This is a genomic window from Streptomyces sp. NBC_00986, from assembly GCF_045162565.1.
In the GTDB taxonomy this organism is placed as follows: domain Bacteria; phylum Actinomycetota; class Actinomycetes; order Streptomycetales; family Streptomycetaceae; genus Streptomyces.
Genome location: NZ_CP108733.1, coordinates 6,528,259 through 6,542,055, shown reverse-complemented (window position 1 = coordinate 6,542,055; position 13,797 = coordinate 6,528,259). Strand labels below are relative to the sequence as shown.

The 13,797-nt window shown below is 71.8% G+C and carries 14 protein-coding genes; 7 read left to right on the top strand and 7 right to left on the bottom strand.

Annotated elements, in window-relative coordinates; translation table 11 throughout:
- Positions 1–16 precede the first annotated feature (16 nt).
- Together OG504_RS29260 and OG504_RS29255 are read left to right on the top strand one after the other, a co-directional pair.
- The gene (locus OG504_RS29260; RefSeq protein ID WP_405992477.1) at positions 17–844 is read left to right on the top strand and encodes an AraC family transcriptional regulator; all 828 of its coding nucleotides are present in this window, start codon (positions 17–19) and stop codon (positions 842–844) included.
- Between the two features lie 21 nt (positions 845–865).
- The gene (locus OG504_RS29255; RefSeq protein ID WP_405992476.1) at positions 866–1,513 is read left to right on the top strand and encodes a methyltransferase domain-containing protein; all 648 of its coding nucleotides are present in this window, start codon (positions 866–868) and stop codon (positions 1,511–1,513) included.
- 25 nt (positions 1,514–1,538) lie between these two features.
- Here OG504_RS29255 and OG504_RS29250 read toward each other — a convergent pair whose 3' ends face one another.
- From OG504_RS29250 to OG504_RS29235, 4 genes are all read right to left on the bottom strand, one after another.
- Positions 1,539–3,176: a glycosyl hydrolase family 28-related protein gene (locus OG504_RS29250; protein WP_405992475.1), complete on the bottom strand. Its 1,638-nt coding sequence runs from the start codon at positions 3,174–3,176 to the stop codon at positions 1,539–1,541.
- Between the two features lie 110 nt (positions 3,177–3,286).
- The gene (locus tag OG504_RS29245; RefSeq protein WP_405992474.1) at positions 3,287–3,799 is read right to left on the bottom strand and encodes a YbjN domain-containing protein; all 513 of its coding nucleotides are present in this window, start codon (positions 3,797–3,799) and stop codon (positions 3,287–3,289) included.
- A complete protein-coding gene (gene mshA, locus OG504_RS29240) occupies positions 3,792–5,129 on the bottom strand; it encodes a D-inositol-3-phosphate glycosyltransferase (protein ID WP_405992473.1) in 1,338 nt (445 codons plus the stop codon). Before mshA ends, OG504_RS29245 begins: the two co-directional genes overlap by 8 nt.
- A 189-nt stretch (positions 5,130–5,318) precedes the next feature.
- Positions 5,319–5,843: a hypothetical protein gene (locus OG504_RS29235; protein ID WP_405992472.1), complete on the bottom strand. Its 525-nt coding sequence runs from the start codon at positions 5,841–5,843 to the stop codon at positions 5,319–5,321.
- A 136-nt stretch (positions 5,844–5,979) separates the two neighbouring features.
- Between OG504_RS29235 and OG504_RS29230 the strand changes: the two genes are divergently transcribed.
- The 3 genes from OG504_RS29230 (at position 5,980) to OG504_RS29220 (ending at position 9,877) form a co-directional block, all read left to right on the top strand.
- The gene (locus OG504_RS29230) at positions 5,980–6,795 is read left to right on the top strand and encodes a class I SAM-dependent methyltransferase (RefSeq protein WP_405992471.1); all 816 of its coding nucleotides are present in this window, start codon (positions 5,980–5,982) and stop codon (positions 6,793–6,795) included.
- Positions 6,796–7,018: 223 nt separating this feature from the next.
- Entirely contained in the window at positions 7,019–8,104 is a 1,086-nt protein-coding gene (locus OG504_RS29225; RefSeq protein ID WP_405992470.1) for an NlpC/P60 family protein, read from the top strand.
- 282 nt (positions 8,105–8,386) lie between these two features.
- A complete protein-coding gene (locus OG504_RS29220; RefSeq protein ID WP_405992469.1) occupies positions 8,387–9,877 on the top strand; it encodes a PP2C family protein-serine/threonine phosphatase in 1,491 nt (496 codons plus the stop codon).
- 93 nt (positions 9,878–9,970) lie between these two features.
- On the opposite strand, the gene OG504_RS29215 is transcribed toward OG504_RS29220, so the two are convergent.
- From OG504_RS29215 to OG504_RS29205, 3 genes are all read right to left on the bottom strand, one after another.
- A complete protein-coding gene (locus tag OG504_RS29215) occupies positions 9,971–10,306 on the bottom strand; it encodes a DUF2516 family protein (protein ID WP_327407202.1) in 336 nt (111 codons plus the stop codon).
- 131 nt (positions 10,307–10,437) lie between these two features.
- Positions 10,438–11,091 carry a hypothetical protein gene (locus tag OG504_RS29210; protein ID WP_405992468.1) on the bottom strand — a complete coding sequence of 218 codons (654 nt, stop codon included), beginning with the start codon at positions 11,089–11,091 and terminating at the stop codon, positions 10,438–10,440.
- A 58-nt stretch (positions 11,092–11,149) separates the two neighbouring features.
- Entirely contained in the window at positions 11,150–11,581 is a 432-nt protein-coding gene (locus tag OG504_RS29205; RefSeq protein ID WP_405992467.1) for a helix-turn-helix domain-containing protein, read from the bottom strand.
- Between the two features lie 244 nt (positions 11,582–11,825).
- Between OG504_RS29205 and OG504_RS29200 the strand changes: the two genes are divergently transcribed.
- Both OG504_RS29200 and OG504_RS29195 read left to right on the top strand, forming a co-directional pair.
- A complete protein-coding gene (locus OG504_RS29200; RefSeq protein WP_405992466.1) occupies positions 11,826–13,103 on the top strand; it encodes a sensor histidine kinase in 1,278 nt (425 codons plus the stop codon).
- A complete protein-coding gene (locus OG504_RS29195) occupies positions 13,100–13,786 on the top strand; it encodes a response regulator (RefSeq protein ID WP_405992465.1) in 687 nt (228 codons plus the stop codon). The genes OG504_RS29200 and OG504_RS29195 overlap by 4 nt, the downstream gene beginning before the upstream one ends.
- Positions 13,787–13,797 lie beyond the last annotated feature (11 nt).

Sequence of the window (13,797 nt, the reverse complement as noted above, 5' to 3'; positions counted from 1 at the left end):
CTTGTACGTTCTTTGCATGGCCCCGCAACAGGGCCCGGGCCAGCCCGGCCCAGGTCACCCCCGGCAGGAAGTCTCCGCCTGGCGGCCCCGCATCCCCGGTGTCGTCGAGGTCTTCCACGCCCACTTCACCGAGTACGCGTACCCGATGCACGTGCACGACGCGTGGACGCTGCTGATCGTGGACGACGGAGCCGTACGGTACGACCTCGACCGGCACGAGCACGGCACCCCGCACGACACCGTGTCCCTGCTGCCGCCGCACGTCCCGCACAACGGCTCCCCCGCCACCCCGCACGGCTTCCGCAAGCGCGTCCTCTACCTCGACGGCACACACCTCGCGGACACCCTGATCGGTTCCGCCGTCGACCAGCCGGACCTCCGTGACCCCGAACTCCGGCTGCGCGTGGGCCAGTTGCACACCGCGCTCGACCACCCCGGCGACGAACTGGAGGCGGAGAGCCGGCTCACGCTCATCGCCGAACGGCTGCACGCCCATCTACGGCCGCCCAACACCCCCACCACCTTGGCCCCCACGCTCGCCCGCGACCTCCGCGAACTCCTCGACGAGCGCGTCACCGAAGGCATCACCCTCGACGAGGCCGCGCGGCTCGTGCACGCCCATCCCGCCCATCTGGTACGGGCGTTCAGCGGTGCGTACGGCATCGCACCGCACCAGTACCTGATGTCCCGCCGCGTCGACCGCGCCCGCCGGCTCCTCCTCGACGGGCGTCCGCCGGGCGAGGTGGCGACGGTGACCGGGTTCTACGACCAGTCCCATCTCACCCGCCATTTCCGGAAGTTGGTGGGCGTCACGCCGGGGCGTTATTCACGCGACAGGCACTGACGCCCCGGCTAGATTCCGCGCATGGACTGGCACGAGTGGCACGACGCCTACGACTCCCCCGATTCCTACCTGAGTCGGCGCCTGGCCCTCATCCAGGAACGCCTCCGTATCGCCCTCGACACCGCCCCGCCGGGCCCGCTCACCGCGATCAGCCTCTGTGCCGGGCAGGGCCGCGACCTGATCGGCGTCCTGGCCGACCACCCCCGGGGTCCCGAAGTCCGCGCCCGGCTGGTCGAGTTGGACGAGCGGAACGTGGACACAGCGAGACAGGCGGCCCGCGCCGCCAACCTCCCCGGCGTCGAAGTCATCGCCGGAGACGCCTCGTTGACGGATCATTACGCCGAACTCGCCCCCGCCGACCTCGTCCTGGCCTGCGGCCTCCTCGGCAACATCTCCGACGCCGACGTCGAACGCGTCCTCGACCACTGCACCGCCCTGTGCCGGACGGGCGGCACGCTGGTGTGGACGCGCAGCCGGGACATCGCCCCCGACCTCGTCCCCCAGGTCTGCGCCTGGCTGGAGGAGCGCGGCTTCGAGCGCCTGTGGGTGTCGGACCCCTCGATCCCCCAGTCCGTCGGCGCCCACCGTTTCACCGGCGGACCCCGCCAACTCCCGACCGGCACCCGCATGTTCGACTTCATCGGCTACGACGTCCTCCGGCGCACCTGAGCTCACGCGTGAGCTCATGCGTGAGTCACAGCTCCCGCTGCGCCTCGTACAGGTTCCGCGGCCGTACGACACCCGTCGTGCCGTAGAGCTCCAGCCGTGCGTGCAGATCGCCGGTGAAGTCGGGGACGTCGATCTGGTCGAACTCGGTGACCGTGTTGAGGCCCACCGTGGCGCTGTACGGGGCGAGTTGGTCGATCTTCATCAGGCCGGCGCGGCCGTTCGTGACGCGGATGTTCCAGTGGGTGAAGCGGGCGCCGAAGAGCGGACCGGCGTTCGCGTCGCCGCCGTGGCGGCCGTCGTTGTTCACCGTGATGTCGGTGCGGACGTTGGCGAAGGGCAGGCCGCGGTGGCTGTCGAAGGTGCCCATGCGCATGTCGCCGCGCGACCAGACGTTGTACGACGACAGGCCCTCGACGTTGATGCCGTGGAGCTGGGTGTTGGCCGGGGCCGGGACCGTGCGCTCCTCGATCGTGAAGTCCTCGATGAGGTTGTCGTGCGAGCCCTCGCGGCAGAAGTAGGGGTGATGGGAGCCGCGGCCCGCCACCGTCGTACCGCGCAGCGTGCACGCCGAGGCCGCCACCAGGCCGAAGCCGTTGTCGACGTGCCGGACCGTCACGTCGTCGAGCCAGCAGTCGTAGGCGCATTGGAGGACGACACCGTTGTAGCCCTTGTCGAGGAGGTGGGGTTGTTGCGGGGTCTCCACCGCCTCCAGCGAGAGGCCCTCCACTCCCGAGCCCGTCAACTCCTCTACGTGTGTGGTGAGTTGAGGGCTCCACTCGGGGCGGATGTCGAGGGGCAGCGGGCGTTCGAGAGTGACCCTGCGGCCGTGGACGTGCGCGATACGGACCGGCCATTCGTAGGGGACGTACGACAACAGCTTCGTCTTGTCGTCCCAGTAGTACGCCTCGGGGCCGGGGCCGCCGCCCGCCATGTGCTCCAGGAGGGTGTGGCCGGGGTCGTCGGCGAGGCGGAGCAACACCAGTGCGCCCGGCTTCAGTTGGGAGGTGTCCGCCACCGTCACCGTCCACGCGCCCTGCCGGGCCGGTTCGACGGTCGTCAACTGCCGCCATTCGTCACGCCTGTTGCCGGTCCAGCCCTCGAAGGGCCAGGCCTTCGCCCTGATCGCGGCGACCAGTGAGTCCCAACGGGCCGTCGGCGCAAGCCAGATGAGGCCGCCCGCCCAGGACCAGGACGACTTGTCGCCGCCGTAGCGCGAGCCGTAGACGCCGATCAGTTCCGTCAGGTTCTTCGTCGCGTAGAGCTTCGTACGGTCGCTCCCGGCGCCCCGCAGGACGACCCCGGAGTGGCCGACGCGGATCACGTCGTCGATGCGAAAGGTGCCGGGCGGGATGAGCACCGTGCCACCGCCGGCCCTGCCGACAGCGGCGATGGCACGGTTGATCGCGGGGGCGGAGTCGACGGCGGAGTCCGCCACGGCGCCGTACGCGCGGACGTCCAGCACGCGCGAGTGCCGGGGGTGGCGCCGCGCACCCGCCTTCCCGATGTACGGGATCTGCGGGTGGGTGAAGGGGGTGCGGGTGAACTCCCGCCAGAGGGAAGGGACTTCGCCCCCGGGACCTCCGGGTCCCTGCTTCGGCAGGGGGACCGCCAAGGCCAGCGTGCTTCCGAGCAGGGTTCGTCTGGTGAGACGGGTGTGGCTCATGTACGTACGTCCTCCCACGCGGCTCTTCATGGATGTGAACGACGTTCAGAAATGTGCTGGCGGTGAGCATGCCACGACGCCCTCGCGCAGCGAAAGGGGTCAGTACGAGATCAGTCGGTCGGCCGCTGGGTCAGATTCGTGAACGCGTCCAGATTCCGCGTCGACTCCCCGCGCGACACCCGCCACGCGTACTCCTTGCGGATCGCGGAGGCGAAGCCCAGTTCCAGGAGGGTGTTGAAGCTGCCGTCGGCGGCCTCCAGGACCTGGCCGAGGAGGCGGTCGATCTCGGTCTCGGTGACCGCGGACAGCGGCAGCCGACCGGTGACGTACACGTCGCCGAGCTGATCGACGGCGTAACTCACGCCGTACAGCTTGAGGTTGCGCTCCAGGAGCCAGCGGTGGACGCCCGTCTCGTTCTCGTCGGGGTGCCGGATGACGAAGGCGTTGAGCGAGAGGGAGTGGCGGCCGACGAGGAGAGAGAGGGTCGTCGACAGCTTGCGGGTGCCGGGGAGTTGGACGACGAAGGCGCCGGACTCCGGGCTCTCCCAGTCGAGTTCGGCGCCCTTGAGGAAACCCTCGATGACCTGCGCCGCCCGCTCCTGGTCCGCTGCTGCCTCACCCATGGTGCGAGCGTACGTGACGGCGGTGGGCCTGTGCCGCGGCCGTGTAGACGTCCGCCGTGGCGGCGGCCGCGGTGTCCCAGCCGAAGCACTGGGCGTGCCGGGCGGCGGCCTCGCCCATGCGGGTCGCACGGTGCGGGTCGTCGGCGAGATCGCGAAGCACGCGCGCGTACGCGGCGGGGTCGTGGCCCTGCACCAGGAAGCCGGTCTCGCCGTCGCGCACGGCCACCGGGAGGCCGCCGACCGAGGCCGCGAGCACCGGCGTACCGGCCGCCTGCGCCTCTATGGCGACCAGCCCGAAGGACTCGCTGTACGACGGCATGACCAGCACGGACGCGGCCCGGAACCAGTCCGCGAGCTGCTCCTGCCCGACCGGCGGCCGGAACCGTACGACGTCCGCGATACCCAGCCGCGCGGCCAGTTTCTGCAGGCCCTCGGGCTTGGCGAGGCCGCTGCCGCTGGGGCCGCCGACGACCGGGACGACGATGTTCGAGCGCAGCTCGGGTCGCTCGTCCAGCAACACCGCCACCGCGCGCAGCAGCACGTCCGGCGCCTTCAGGGGCTGGATGCGGCCCGCGAAGAGCGGGATCAGGGCGTCCTGCGGGAGGCCGAGGCGGGCGCGGGCCGCGGCTCGGCCGTCCGCGGGGCGGAAGCGTTCGAGGTTCACGCCGGGGTGGACCACGGCGACCTTGGCGGGGTCGGCCGCGTAGTGCCGTACGAGTTCGTCGGCCTCCTCCGCCGTGTTGGCGATGAGGCGATCGGCGGCGGAGACGATCTGGGTCTCGCCGATGACGCGGGCGGCCGGTTCGGGGGTGTCGCCGTCGGCCAGGCTGGCGTTCTTGACCTTGGCCATGGTGTGCATGGCGTGCACGAGGGGGACGCCCCAGCGCTGGGCGGCGAGCCAGCCGACGTGGCCGGAGAGCCAGTAGTGCGAGTGGACGAGGTCGTAGTAACCGGGGCGGTGGCCGGCCCACGCCTGCATCACTCCGTGCGTGAACGCGCAGAGCTGGGCGGGGAGTTCCTCCTTGGCGAGGCCTTCGTACGGGCCCGCGTCGACGTGCCGGACGAGCACGCCGGGTGCCAGCTCGACGGTCGGGGGGAGGGCGGCCGTGGTGGCGCGCGTGAAGATCTCCACCTCGATGTTGATCGCGGCGAGGCGCTGCGCGAGCTCCACGATGTAGACGTTCATGCCGCCCGCGTCGCCCGTGCCGGGCTGGTGCAGCGGTGACGTGTGCACGGAGAGCATGGCGACCCGGCGGGGCTTGCGGTGCAGCCGCAGCCGGGCGGACGAGGCCGCGGAACGCCGTCCGAGCCTGCTGCCGTACTGGCTCACGTCGCGTTCCTCCTCGCTGCGGGCATGCCTGAGGGAGGGTGTGGGGTTCCCTCCAAGGAGGCCAACATCGGGAGGCCGGATTCTCATTCCGGCGCATGAGGATTTTACCCAGCCATTGCCGGGGGTCGGTCAACCGTTCGAGGGGGCGGTGCGTTGGCCCCCGCCCGTAGCTTGGCTCCCGTCCGCCGGTCAGCCCACCGGCGACGTCGCGAAGGCGTGCCAGTTCGCGGCCGTGCGGCCGGTCTGCTTGAGCAGTCGGGCCGGTTCGGGCGCGGCGGGCCATATCTGGAGGAGGTACCGGTCGTCGGTCGGCGGCTCGTCGTCCTCCCGGACGTCCTTGCTGCGGCCCGCGTCCATGCCGATGGCGGAGTACCGCACGCGGTAGTCGCGCTCCCCCAGTTCCAGCTCCCACCGGTTCTTCCCGTTCCACTGCCGCAGCACCGTCTCCTCCGACACCGGCCGGAACGGGACCTCGACGATCTCCTCCCACGTCTCGTCCAGCTCGGGCCGGCTGTCGTGCAGCTCGGCGGTGAAGTCGACGCCGCCGATGCGCAGACCGGTCAGAAGTAACAGCATCCCCTCCTGCCCACCGCCGCAGAGCCCGACGCCCTCCTGCCCGGCGAAGGCATCGTGCAGGTCGCAGTCGTCCTCGCCGCTCTCCACGAATATCTGGCCGTAGTCGACCTGCACTTCGTCGCTGACAAGCACCTTCATGAGTCCCGCCTCTCCCTCGGTCAACCTGATCTCCGATCCTGCCAGGCGGCACTGACAACGGGACGGGAAAGGCACCGACAACGTCGGCCGAGGCCCGTGCCGCGCCCCTCGTCCCGCGCCGCCTACCCTCGTAGGTATGACAGCCCGCGCGACGACCCCCCGCCCCGTGGGAACGGTCACGCGCGGCACGACCAACCCCAACCGGCTGCGCCGCATGGACCGCTGGATCGCGGCGACGCACGGCGCCGAGCTGCGGCGGGCCGTCGATCCCGTCGCCGTCGACCTCGGGTACGGCGCCGCGCCCTGGACGGCCGTAGAGCTGCTGGCGCGCCTCCGTACCGTCGCGCCGCACGCGCGCGTGGTCGGTGTCGAGATCGAACCGGCGCGGGTCGCGGCGGCGAAGCCGTACGAGCGGGAGGGGCTCTCCTTCCGGCACGGGGGGTTCGAGATCCCGGTACCGCAGCGGCCGTTGCTGATCCGCGCGGCGAACGTGCTGCGGCAGTACGACGAGGCACAGGTCGCCGACGTGTGGGCGCGGCTGTGCGGGCGGCTGGCGCCGGCGGGCGGGGGCTCCCGGGGCGGGCTGCTCGTCGAGGGGACCTGTGACGAGATCGGGCGGCGGCACGTGTGGGTCGCGCTCGGTCCTGAGGGGCCGCGCACGGTCACCTTCGCGACCCGACTCGGTTCCCTGGAGCGGCCGTCCGACCTGGCCGAGCGCCTCCCGAAGTCCCTCATCCACCGCAACGTCCCCGGCGAACCGGTGCACGCCTTCCTCCGCGACTTCGACCGCGCGTGGGCCGCGGCCGCGCCCTACGCCTCCTACGGCGCCCGTCAGCGCTGGATCCGCGCGGTGCGGGACCTCACCGCGGACTGGCCGGTGACGGACGGACCGGCACGCTGGCGGCAGGGCGAAGTGACCGTGACCTGGGGGGCGTTGGCTCCACGCGGGTGAATCCGGTTGCGGGTGAGGCGCGTGGGGAACGATCCCCGGCGACCGTTCGTCACACGGACGGGGAGACCGTCATGCCCGGTCGTGACAGCTCATGACCTGGAAGGAAAGGGAAGAAGTACGAGAAGTACTGCCTCTGTCGTTTTACGTGCGGACATGGCACGATCCCCCAGGCGTCCGTAAGTTACTGACGGTCAATCAGATACGGGATTGTGGGGGCAGGGGTATGGGAGCGGGCAGGCGAGCCCTGATCACGACGGCCGTCACGGTCGTCTGCGCGGTCACCGTGCTGGCGGCACCCGGTATCGCGTTCGCGAGCCCGGCGCCCACGCCGACCTCGACCCCGTCGGCCACCGCGTCCCCAACCCCCGTGACCAACAAGGACCTTGAGGCCGTACGCGAGAAGCTCGACGCGCTCTACCACGACGCGGCCGTCGCCACGGACGCCTACAACGCGGCCGAGGAGAAGTCCCAGAAGCAGTCCGCGGAGATCGTGGAGCTGGCCAAGAAGATCGTCAAGGGCCAGGAGAAGCTGGACGAGTTGAAGGACCGCGCCGGTGCCGCGGCCCGCTCCCAGTACCGCACGGGCGGACTCCCGGACGAGGCGCAGCTGCTGCTGAGCGACAACCCGCAGGCGTTCCTGGACGGTACGGGCCGGGTCCTCCAGGGCCAGCGCGCCACCAAGGGCCTGATCGCCGAACTGACCCGCACCCAGCAGGACTTGAAGCAGTACACCGCCGACGCCTCCGCCCAGTGGCAGCAGTTGGAGAAGAACCGGCAGGCCAAGGCCACCGCCAAGAAGAAGGTCACGACCCAGATCGCGGCGGCCGAGAAGCTCGAGTCCCAGCTGGAGAAGCAGGAGAAGGAGCGGCTGGCGAAGCTGGAGCAGCAGGCCGCGCTGAAGGCGCAGACCGCGTGGCTCGACTCCGGCGCCCTCAAGGACGTCAGCGGCAAGGCGACCTCGGCGGGCAAGGCGGCGGTGGCCTACGCGACGGCCCAGCTCGGCAAGCCGTACGAGTGGGGCGCCGAGGGCCCCTCGACGTACGACTGCTCGGGGCTGACCTCACAGGCCTGGGCGAGCGCGGGCGACCCGATCCCGCGCACCTCGCAGGAGCAGTGGAAGCAGCTCCCGCACGTCGCCGTGAAGGACATGCGGCCCGGCGACCTCATCATCTACTTCGACGACGCCAGCCATGTCGCCATGTACATCGGCGACGGCGCGATCATCCACGCCCCGCGGCCGGGGCGGACGGTGACAGTCGCGGGGGCGGGTTCGATGCCGATATTGGGTGTTGTGCGCCCGGATGCGTAATACGTCCGGTTGATGGGCGAAGTTCGGCCGGTGACCCGGGCCACGTGACCTGGCGCACGCACCCTCCGCGCCAAACACCCGCCCGGCGTGACCTTCGTCATCCCCGGGTAAGAGCCACCCTGCCCAACTGCCGTACGGATCACGGCATATGACAGTGGCCGCCTGCCAGGCGACCTGTCTCACACCATTCCTTTACGGCGCCCACTACCGCTATGGTCCCCGTCGGTGGGTCGAGGTCCCTCGCCCCACCGTGCCCTCGGGGGGAGGGAAGGAACCAGGACGATGCCCGCACCCATACCGCGGCAGAGAGCGGTCCCGGCCGCGGAAAGTGGTCAGGCGCAGGCCGAGCCCGCGATCGGCGGCCCCTCCGGACACAGTTCCGGAGGCATCACCGGAGACAGCTCCGCGGCCGCCTCCACCGCCGTCTCCGGAGCCACGGAGGCTCCGCGCACGCAGGACACGGTCAAGGACGACACGGTCGCCGCCGCCGACAAGGCGGGCGACAAGGCCGACGACGGCACGGCGGGCGACCGCCCGGCCGACGCCGCGCCCCGCGCTGCCCACGGCCACGCCCATGCCCACGGCACCCCGGCCGGTCACCTCACCCTGCTGATGATCGAGGACGACCCCGGCGGTTCGCCGGCCGTGCCCGAGCTGCTCGACCCGACCGGCAAGCCGATCCGGGTCCGCACCGCCCGCAACCTCACCGAGGCCGAGCGGCTGCTCACGGACGACGTCCACTGCATCCTGCTGGACCTCGCGCTGCCCGCCCCCGCCCGGGCCGCGGACGGCGCCGACGACGAGCTCGCCGTGCTCAAGCACGTCCTGCGGATCGCGCCGCACCACGCCGTCCTCGCCCTCACCGCCTCCGGCGACACCGAGCGCGGCGCCGAGGCGGTCCGCGTCGGCGCCCAGGACTACCTCTTCCGCGACGAGCTGGACGGCCGGCTGCTGAGCCGCGCGATCCGCTACGCCGTGGAGCGCAAGCGCTCCGACCGCGCCGAGCGCAAGCTCACCGAGTCCAAGCTGCGCGCCCAGGAGAACGCCCGCCTCGAACGCGGCCTGCTGCCCACACCCCTCCTGGAGGGCTCCCCGCTGCGCTTCGCCGCCCGCTACCGCCCCGGCCGCTCCCGCGCGCTGCTCGGCGGCGACTTCTACGACACCGTGCGCACCCCCGACGGGACGGTGCACGCGATGATCGGCGACGTCTGCGGGCACGGCCCCGACGAGGCCGCGCTCGGTGTGGAACTCCGCATCGCCTGGCGCGCGTTGACCCTGGCCGGCCTCTGCGGCGACCAGCTCCTCGGCACGCTGCAACAGGTCCTGGAGCACGAGCGCTCCGACGACGAGATCTTCGCGACGCTCTGCACGGTCGACATCGCCCCCGACGGCCGCCGCGCGGGCCTCTGCCTGGCCGGCCACCCGTCCCCGCTGCTCGCCTGCCCCGGCCGCCCGGCCGAACTGCTCCCCTACGACAACAACGGCCCCGCCCTCGGCCTGCTCACCGGCGCCCGCTGGCCCCGGATGCAGGTCGAACTGGGCGCCGAGTGGAGCCTGATGCTCTACACCGACGGCCTGATCGAGGGCCGGATCGGCGAGGGCCGCCGCGAACGGCTCGGCCAGGACGGCATGGTGGCCATGGTCCGCCGCCAGCTCGCCGAGGGGCTGCGGGGCGAGGAACTGCTCCGCGCGGCGGTCAACGAGGTCCGCGACCTCAACGGCGGCGAGCTGACGGACGACGTGGCGGTACTGATGCTGGACCGGACGCCGTAGCGAAGGCGGGCGACGGAAGGCGCCGTAGCGGAAGTGGGGAACGCACGGCGCCGCAGTCGTCGTACGGCGGGGCGCCCCGCGTGTTGTACGAGGTCAGCGGCCGCCGTTGTACGGGCCGTACGGGCCGTCGCTGCTGGAGCCGCCTCTGCGACTGCGGCCGCCGCCGGGGAGACCGCGGAGGGCCGGGCGTACGTCGACCATGTACACGATGGTCGCGACGAGGCCGATGATCGGCAGGAACGACAGGATGTTGAAGATGAGGTTCACCACGAAGGCGATCCCGAGGACGATCAGCCAGAACGGCTTGGTCTTCTTGTCCGCGGCGCGGTAGGCGTCCTCGCGACGCGTGGCGGCGTCGACGAGTGCGAAGCCGCTGAAAATGATCAGGGCGGTGCTCAACAGCCACATGAACCCTGCGAAGCCCTGCATCAGCACTACGTCCACCACCAGACTCGGCTAGTTCCTAAGCGGTCACCGTACCCGCAACCGGGTTCCCGCTACCCGAAGAACGGGCCGGGCACTCATGGAGTGCCCGACCCGTTACCGATCACCCGTACGTGTTACTTGGCGGGCGGAGTCGTCTTCTTGGCGGTGGTCTTGCGGGCCGGGGCCTTCTTCGCGGCGGGCTTCTTCGCCGGGGCGGGCGCGGCAGCGGCCGGGGCCGGGGTCTCGGCCTTCACCACGACGGGCTCGGCCACCGGGGTCGGGTCGGGCTCGACCGCGACGGCGAGCTCCTCGATCTCGTCGGCGGCCTCGCCGCGCCAGGTCTTCACGGCCTGCTCGCCGTGCTCGGCGACCTTCTCGTACGCCTCGCGGGCCTTGACGGCGTACTCGGCGGCGACGCCGACACCGCGCAGCGCGAAGTCCTGGGCGGACTCGCCGAACTTCTTCAAGTCGGCGTCGAGCGTGCTGCTGAGCTTCTTGAAGTCGCCGTCGAGGCTGGTGATGAACTCGTTGACCTTGGTCTGGAGGTTCTCCTGCGCCTCCTTGGCCTTGGCACTGGCCTCCTTGGCACGGGCGGCGGCCTTCTCCTGCACGGCCTTCGGGTCGGTGCCGCGCACGGCGTCGATCCGGGCCGGCGCCTCGGCACGCAACTGCTCGACCAGGCCGGGAACCTTCTTGGCCTGCTGGAGAGCGAGGTCGGCGGTGCCGGCGGCGAAGTAGAGGGGGGTGGGGTCGCTCAGGGTCTTGCGCAGGTCATCGGTGATGGCCATGGTGATGGTCCTCCCGGTTGCTATCAGCTGAGGGTTTTGTGTTGTGTACGTCCGCGGGTCAGCCGGCGGTCTCGTGCGGCGCGGCACTGTCGCCGCCGTCGGCAACACCGGGGCCGATGCCCGCGTCCCCGTCGGCGATCTCGAACCCGTTCTCCTTGCGGAAGGACTCGTAGATCTGAAGCAGCACCTGCTTCTGCCGTTCGGTGAGCGTGGGATCGGCGAGGATGACGGCACGCGTCTCGACCTCGTCCCGGTCCCGCTCGGCGTCGAGGATGCCGGCTCGCACGTACAGCGTCTCGGCGGAGATCCGCAGCGCCTTGGCGACCTGCTGCAACACCTCCGCGCTCGGCTTGCGCAGCCCGCGCTCGATCTGGCTCAGATACGGATTCGACACCCCGGCGGCATCGGCGAGCTGCCGCAGAGACAGCTGCGCGTTGCGCCGCTGCTCACGCAGGTACTCCCCGAGATTGCCGACGTTGAGTGTTGCCATGCCTCCACCTTGCACCACCCGCGCTAACTATTGCAAGCACCTGCTTGCAAAAGTGTGCTGTGCCACGTGCCGGGCCGGTCACCGGACGCGGCAAGGCGCGTGCCGACGCCACGTATATGCTCGCCGCCGTGCGCCGCCGGCCGTGCGTGCATCGCGTCGGTCGGGCTCGACGTAGCCGTGGTCACGTGGGGGACGCGCGGTGCGCGGACGGCGGGAGCCGGCCGATGGTGAACGGAGCGCGGGAATGGTGAGCACGTGGCCCGACACGATCCGGTCCGCGGCCGGTCCCGGTCGCCGCCGGATCTTCGAGCGTGGTGACGTGATCGGCGCGGGCGCGCTGATCGCCTGCGTGGTGGTCTCGGTGATCGCGGCCGACGGGGCGGCGCTGAAGGTCGTCGTCGCCGTGCTCGGGCTCTGCGCGGAGCTGGGCATGGTGCTCAGCGGCCGGGCCCTGCCGACGCCGCTGACCTGGTTCGGCCTCGCGCTGACCATCGGGACCGGCTTCGCCATCATGGCTCTCGTGCCCGCCGGGCTCGGCGAGGTTCCGGTGCTGGCCGCCGCCGCCGTGCTGCCGATGTGCGTCCCGGCCGGGCCGGTGCGCAACGCCTGCGTCGCGCTGCTCGCGGTCGGCTTCGGCGTCGCGGTCATGGTGATCTTCGGCAGCGTGGCAGGACTGTTGTCGGCCGTCGGCGTGTGGCTGCTCGCCGACCGTTCGATCGAGCACGCCGCGCTCCAGGCCGAGCGGGACCGCGCGGTCGCGCTGCTGGCCGAAGTGGAGGCGTCCCGCGCGTCCCGGCAGGAGGCGGCGGCCCTGGAGGAGCGCAGGCGCATCGCCCACGAGATGCACGACGTGCTCGCGCACAGCCTCGCCGGACTGTCCATGCAGCTGCAGGCGGTCAGGGCGATCGCGCGGCGTGACGGTGCTCCGGCGACGCTGACCGAGCCGCTGGACCGCGCCGCCGAGCTCGCGCGCGACGGAGTGCAGGAGGCCCGCGCGGCGGTGGGTGCGCTGCGTTCCGTACCGCTCCGGGGCGTGGCCGATATCGACGGCCTGACCAGGGGTTTTCCGGGCGAGGCGCGGCTGCGCGTCAGCGGCAGGACCGGTCGGCTCGCACCCGAGGCCGGGCACGCGGTGTACCGGGCGGTGCAGGAGGCCATGACGAACGCGGCGCGGTACGCGACCGGGAGTGCCATCGACGTGGACCTGGTGTGGCAGGGCTCCGAGCTGCGCGCTGTCGTGCGGGACCACGGGCTGCCGGCCGGTCGCGGCCCGTCGGGAGTGCAGGGCAGCGGCACGGGGCTGCGCGGCATGGCCGAGCGGATCGAGGCCGTCGGCGGCTCGTTGACCGCCGGACCCGCGCCCGAGGGACCGGGCTGGCGGATCGCGCTCCGTGTGCCGGTCGTGGAGGACGCCGGCGCCGCGGCGGACACCGCTTCCGAGGACGGTGCCGCGGCGGGCGGCGCTGTCGCACCTGGCAATGACACCGGCGGCATGACGACAGACGGGAAGGCGGACGCGTGACGATTCGGGTGCTGGTCGCGGACGACCAGGCGGTGGTTCGGGACGGGGTGGTGCTGCTGCTGACCTCGGCGGAGGACATCGAGGTGGTCGGGCAGGCCGGCGACGGGAACGAGGCGGTGCGGCTCGCGCTGGCGGAGCGGCCCGACGTCGCCCTCGTCGACCTGCGGATGCCCGGGCTCGACGGCGCGCAGGTGACGGCCGAGACAGTGGCGGCGGGCATCGGGACACGGGTGCTGATCCTGACGACGTTCGCCGACGACGACGCGGTGATGCCCGCGCTGCGGGCCGGCGCGCTCGGCTACCTGACCAAGGACGCGACCGGCGAGGCGGTGCTGGCCGCGGTCCGGGAGGTGGCGGCCGGCCGGACCGTCCTCGACCCGGCCGTGCAGCGGCGGCTCGTGCAGCTCGTCGTGACGGAGCCCGAGGCGCCCGCCGCCGCGCCCGCGTCCTCGCCGGCGGCGCTTCCTCCCGAGGCCGAGGGGCTGACCAGGCGGGAGGTCGACGTCGTCCGGCTGCTGGCGAAGGGGCTGAACAACCGGCAGGTGGCGCGCGAGATGGTCGTCAGCCTGGCGACGGTGAAGACGCACCTCAACCACGTCCTGGCCAAGCTGGCGCTGGAGGACCGCGGCGCGCTGATCGCCTGGGCCTGGCGCTTCGGCCTGGTCGACAACACCGAGCAGTAGCGGCGCGGACT

Coding starts and splice junctions, on each gene's coding strand:
- OG504_RS29200 (WP_405992466.1), top strand. CDS start 11,826: ATGGTGAGCACGTGGCCCGACACGATCCGGTCCGCGGCCGGTCCCGGT.
- OG504_RS29220 (WP_405992469.1), top strand. CDS start 8,387: ATGCCCGCACCCATACCGCGGCAGAGAGCGGTCCCGGCCGCGGAAAGT.
- OG504_RS29205 (WP_405992467.1), bottom strand. CDS start 11,581: ATGGCAACACTCAACGTCGGCAATCTCGGGGAGTACCTGCGTGAGCAG.
- OG504_RS29225 (WP_405992470.1), top strand. CDS start 7,019: ATGGGAGCGGGCAGGCGAGCCCTGATCACGACGGCCGTCACGGTCGTC.
- OG504_RS29235 (WP_405992472.1), bottom strand. CDS start 5,843: ATGAAGGTGCTTGTCAGCGACGAAGTGCAGGTCGACTACGGCCAGATA.
- OG504_RS29250 (WP_405992475.1), bottom strand. CDS start 3,176: ATGAGCCACACCCGTCTCACCAGACGAACCCTGCTCGGAAGCACGCTG.
- OG504_RS29215 (WP_327407202.1), bottom strand. CDS start 10,306: ATGCAGGGCTTCGCAGGGTTCATGTGGCTGTTGAGCACCGCCCTGATC.
- OG504_RS29260 (WP_405992477.1), top strand. CDS start 17: ATGGCCCCGCAACAGGGCCCGGGCCAGCCCGGCCCAGGTCACCCCCGG.
- OG504_RS29255 (WP_405992476.1), top strand. CDS start 866: ATGGACTGGCACGAGTGGCACGACGCCTACGACTCCCCCGATTCCTAC.
- OG504_RS29245 (WP_405992474.1), bottom strand. CDS start 3,799: ATGGGTGAGGCAGCAGCGGACCAGGAGCGGGCGGCGCAGGTCATCGAG.
- OG504_RS29210 (WP_405992468.1), bottom strand. CDS start 11,091: ATGGCCATCACCGATGACCTGCGCAAGACCCTGAGCGACCCCACCCCC.
- OG504_RS29230 (WP_405992471.1), top strand. CDS start 5,980: ATGACAGCCCGCGCGACGACCCCCCGCCCCGTGGGAACGGTCACGCGC.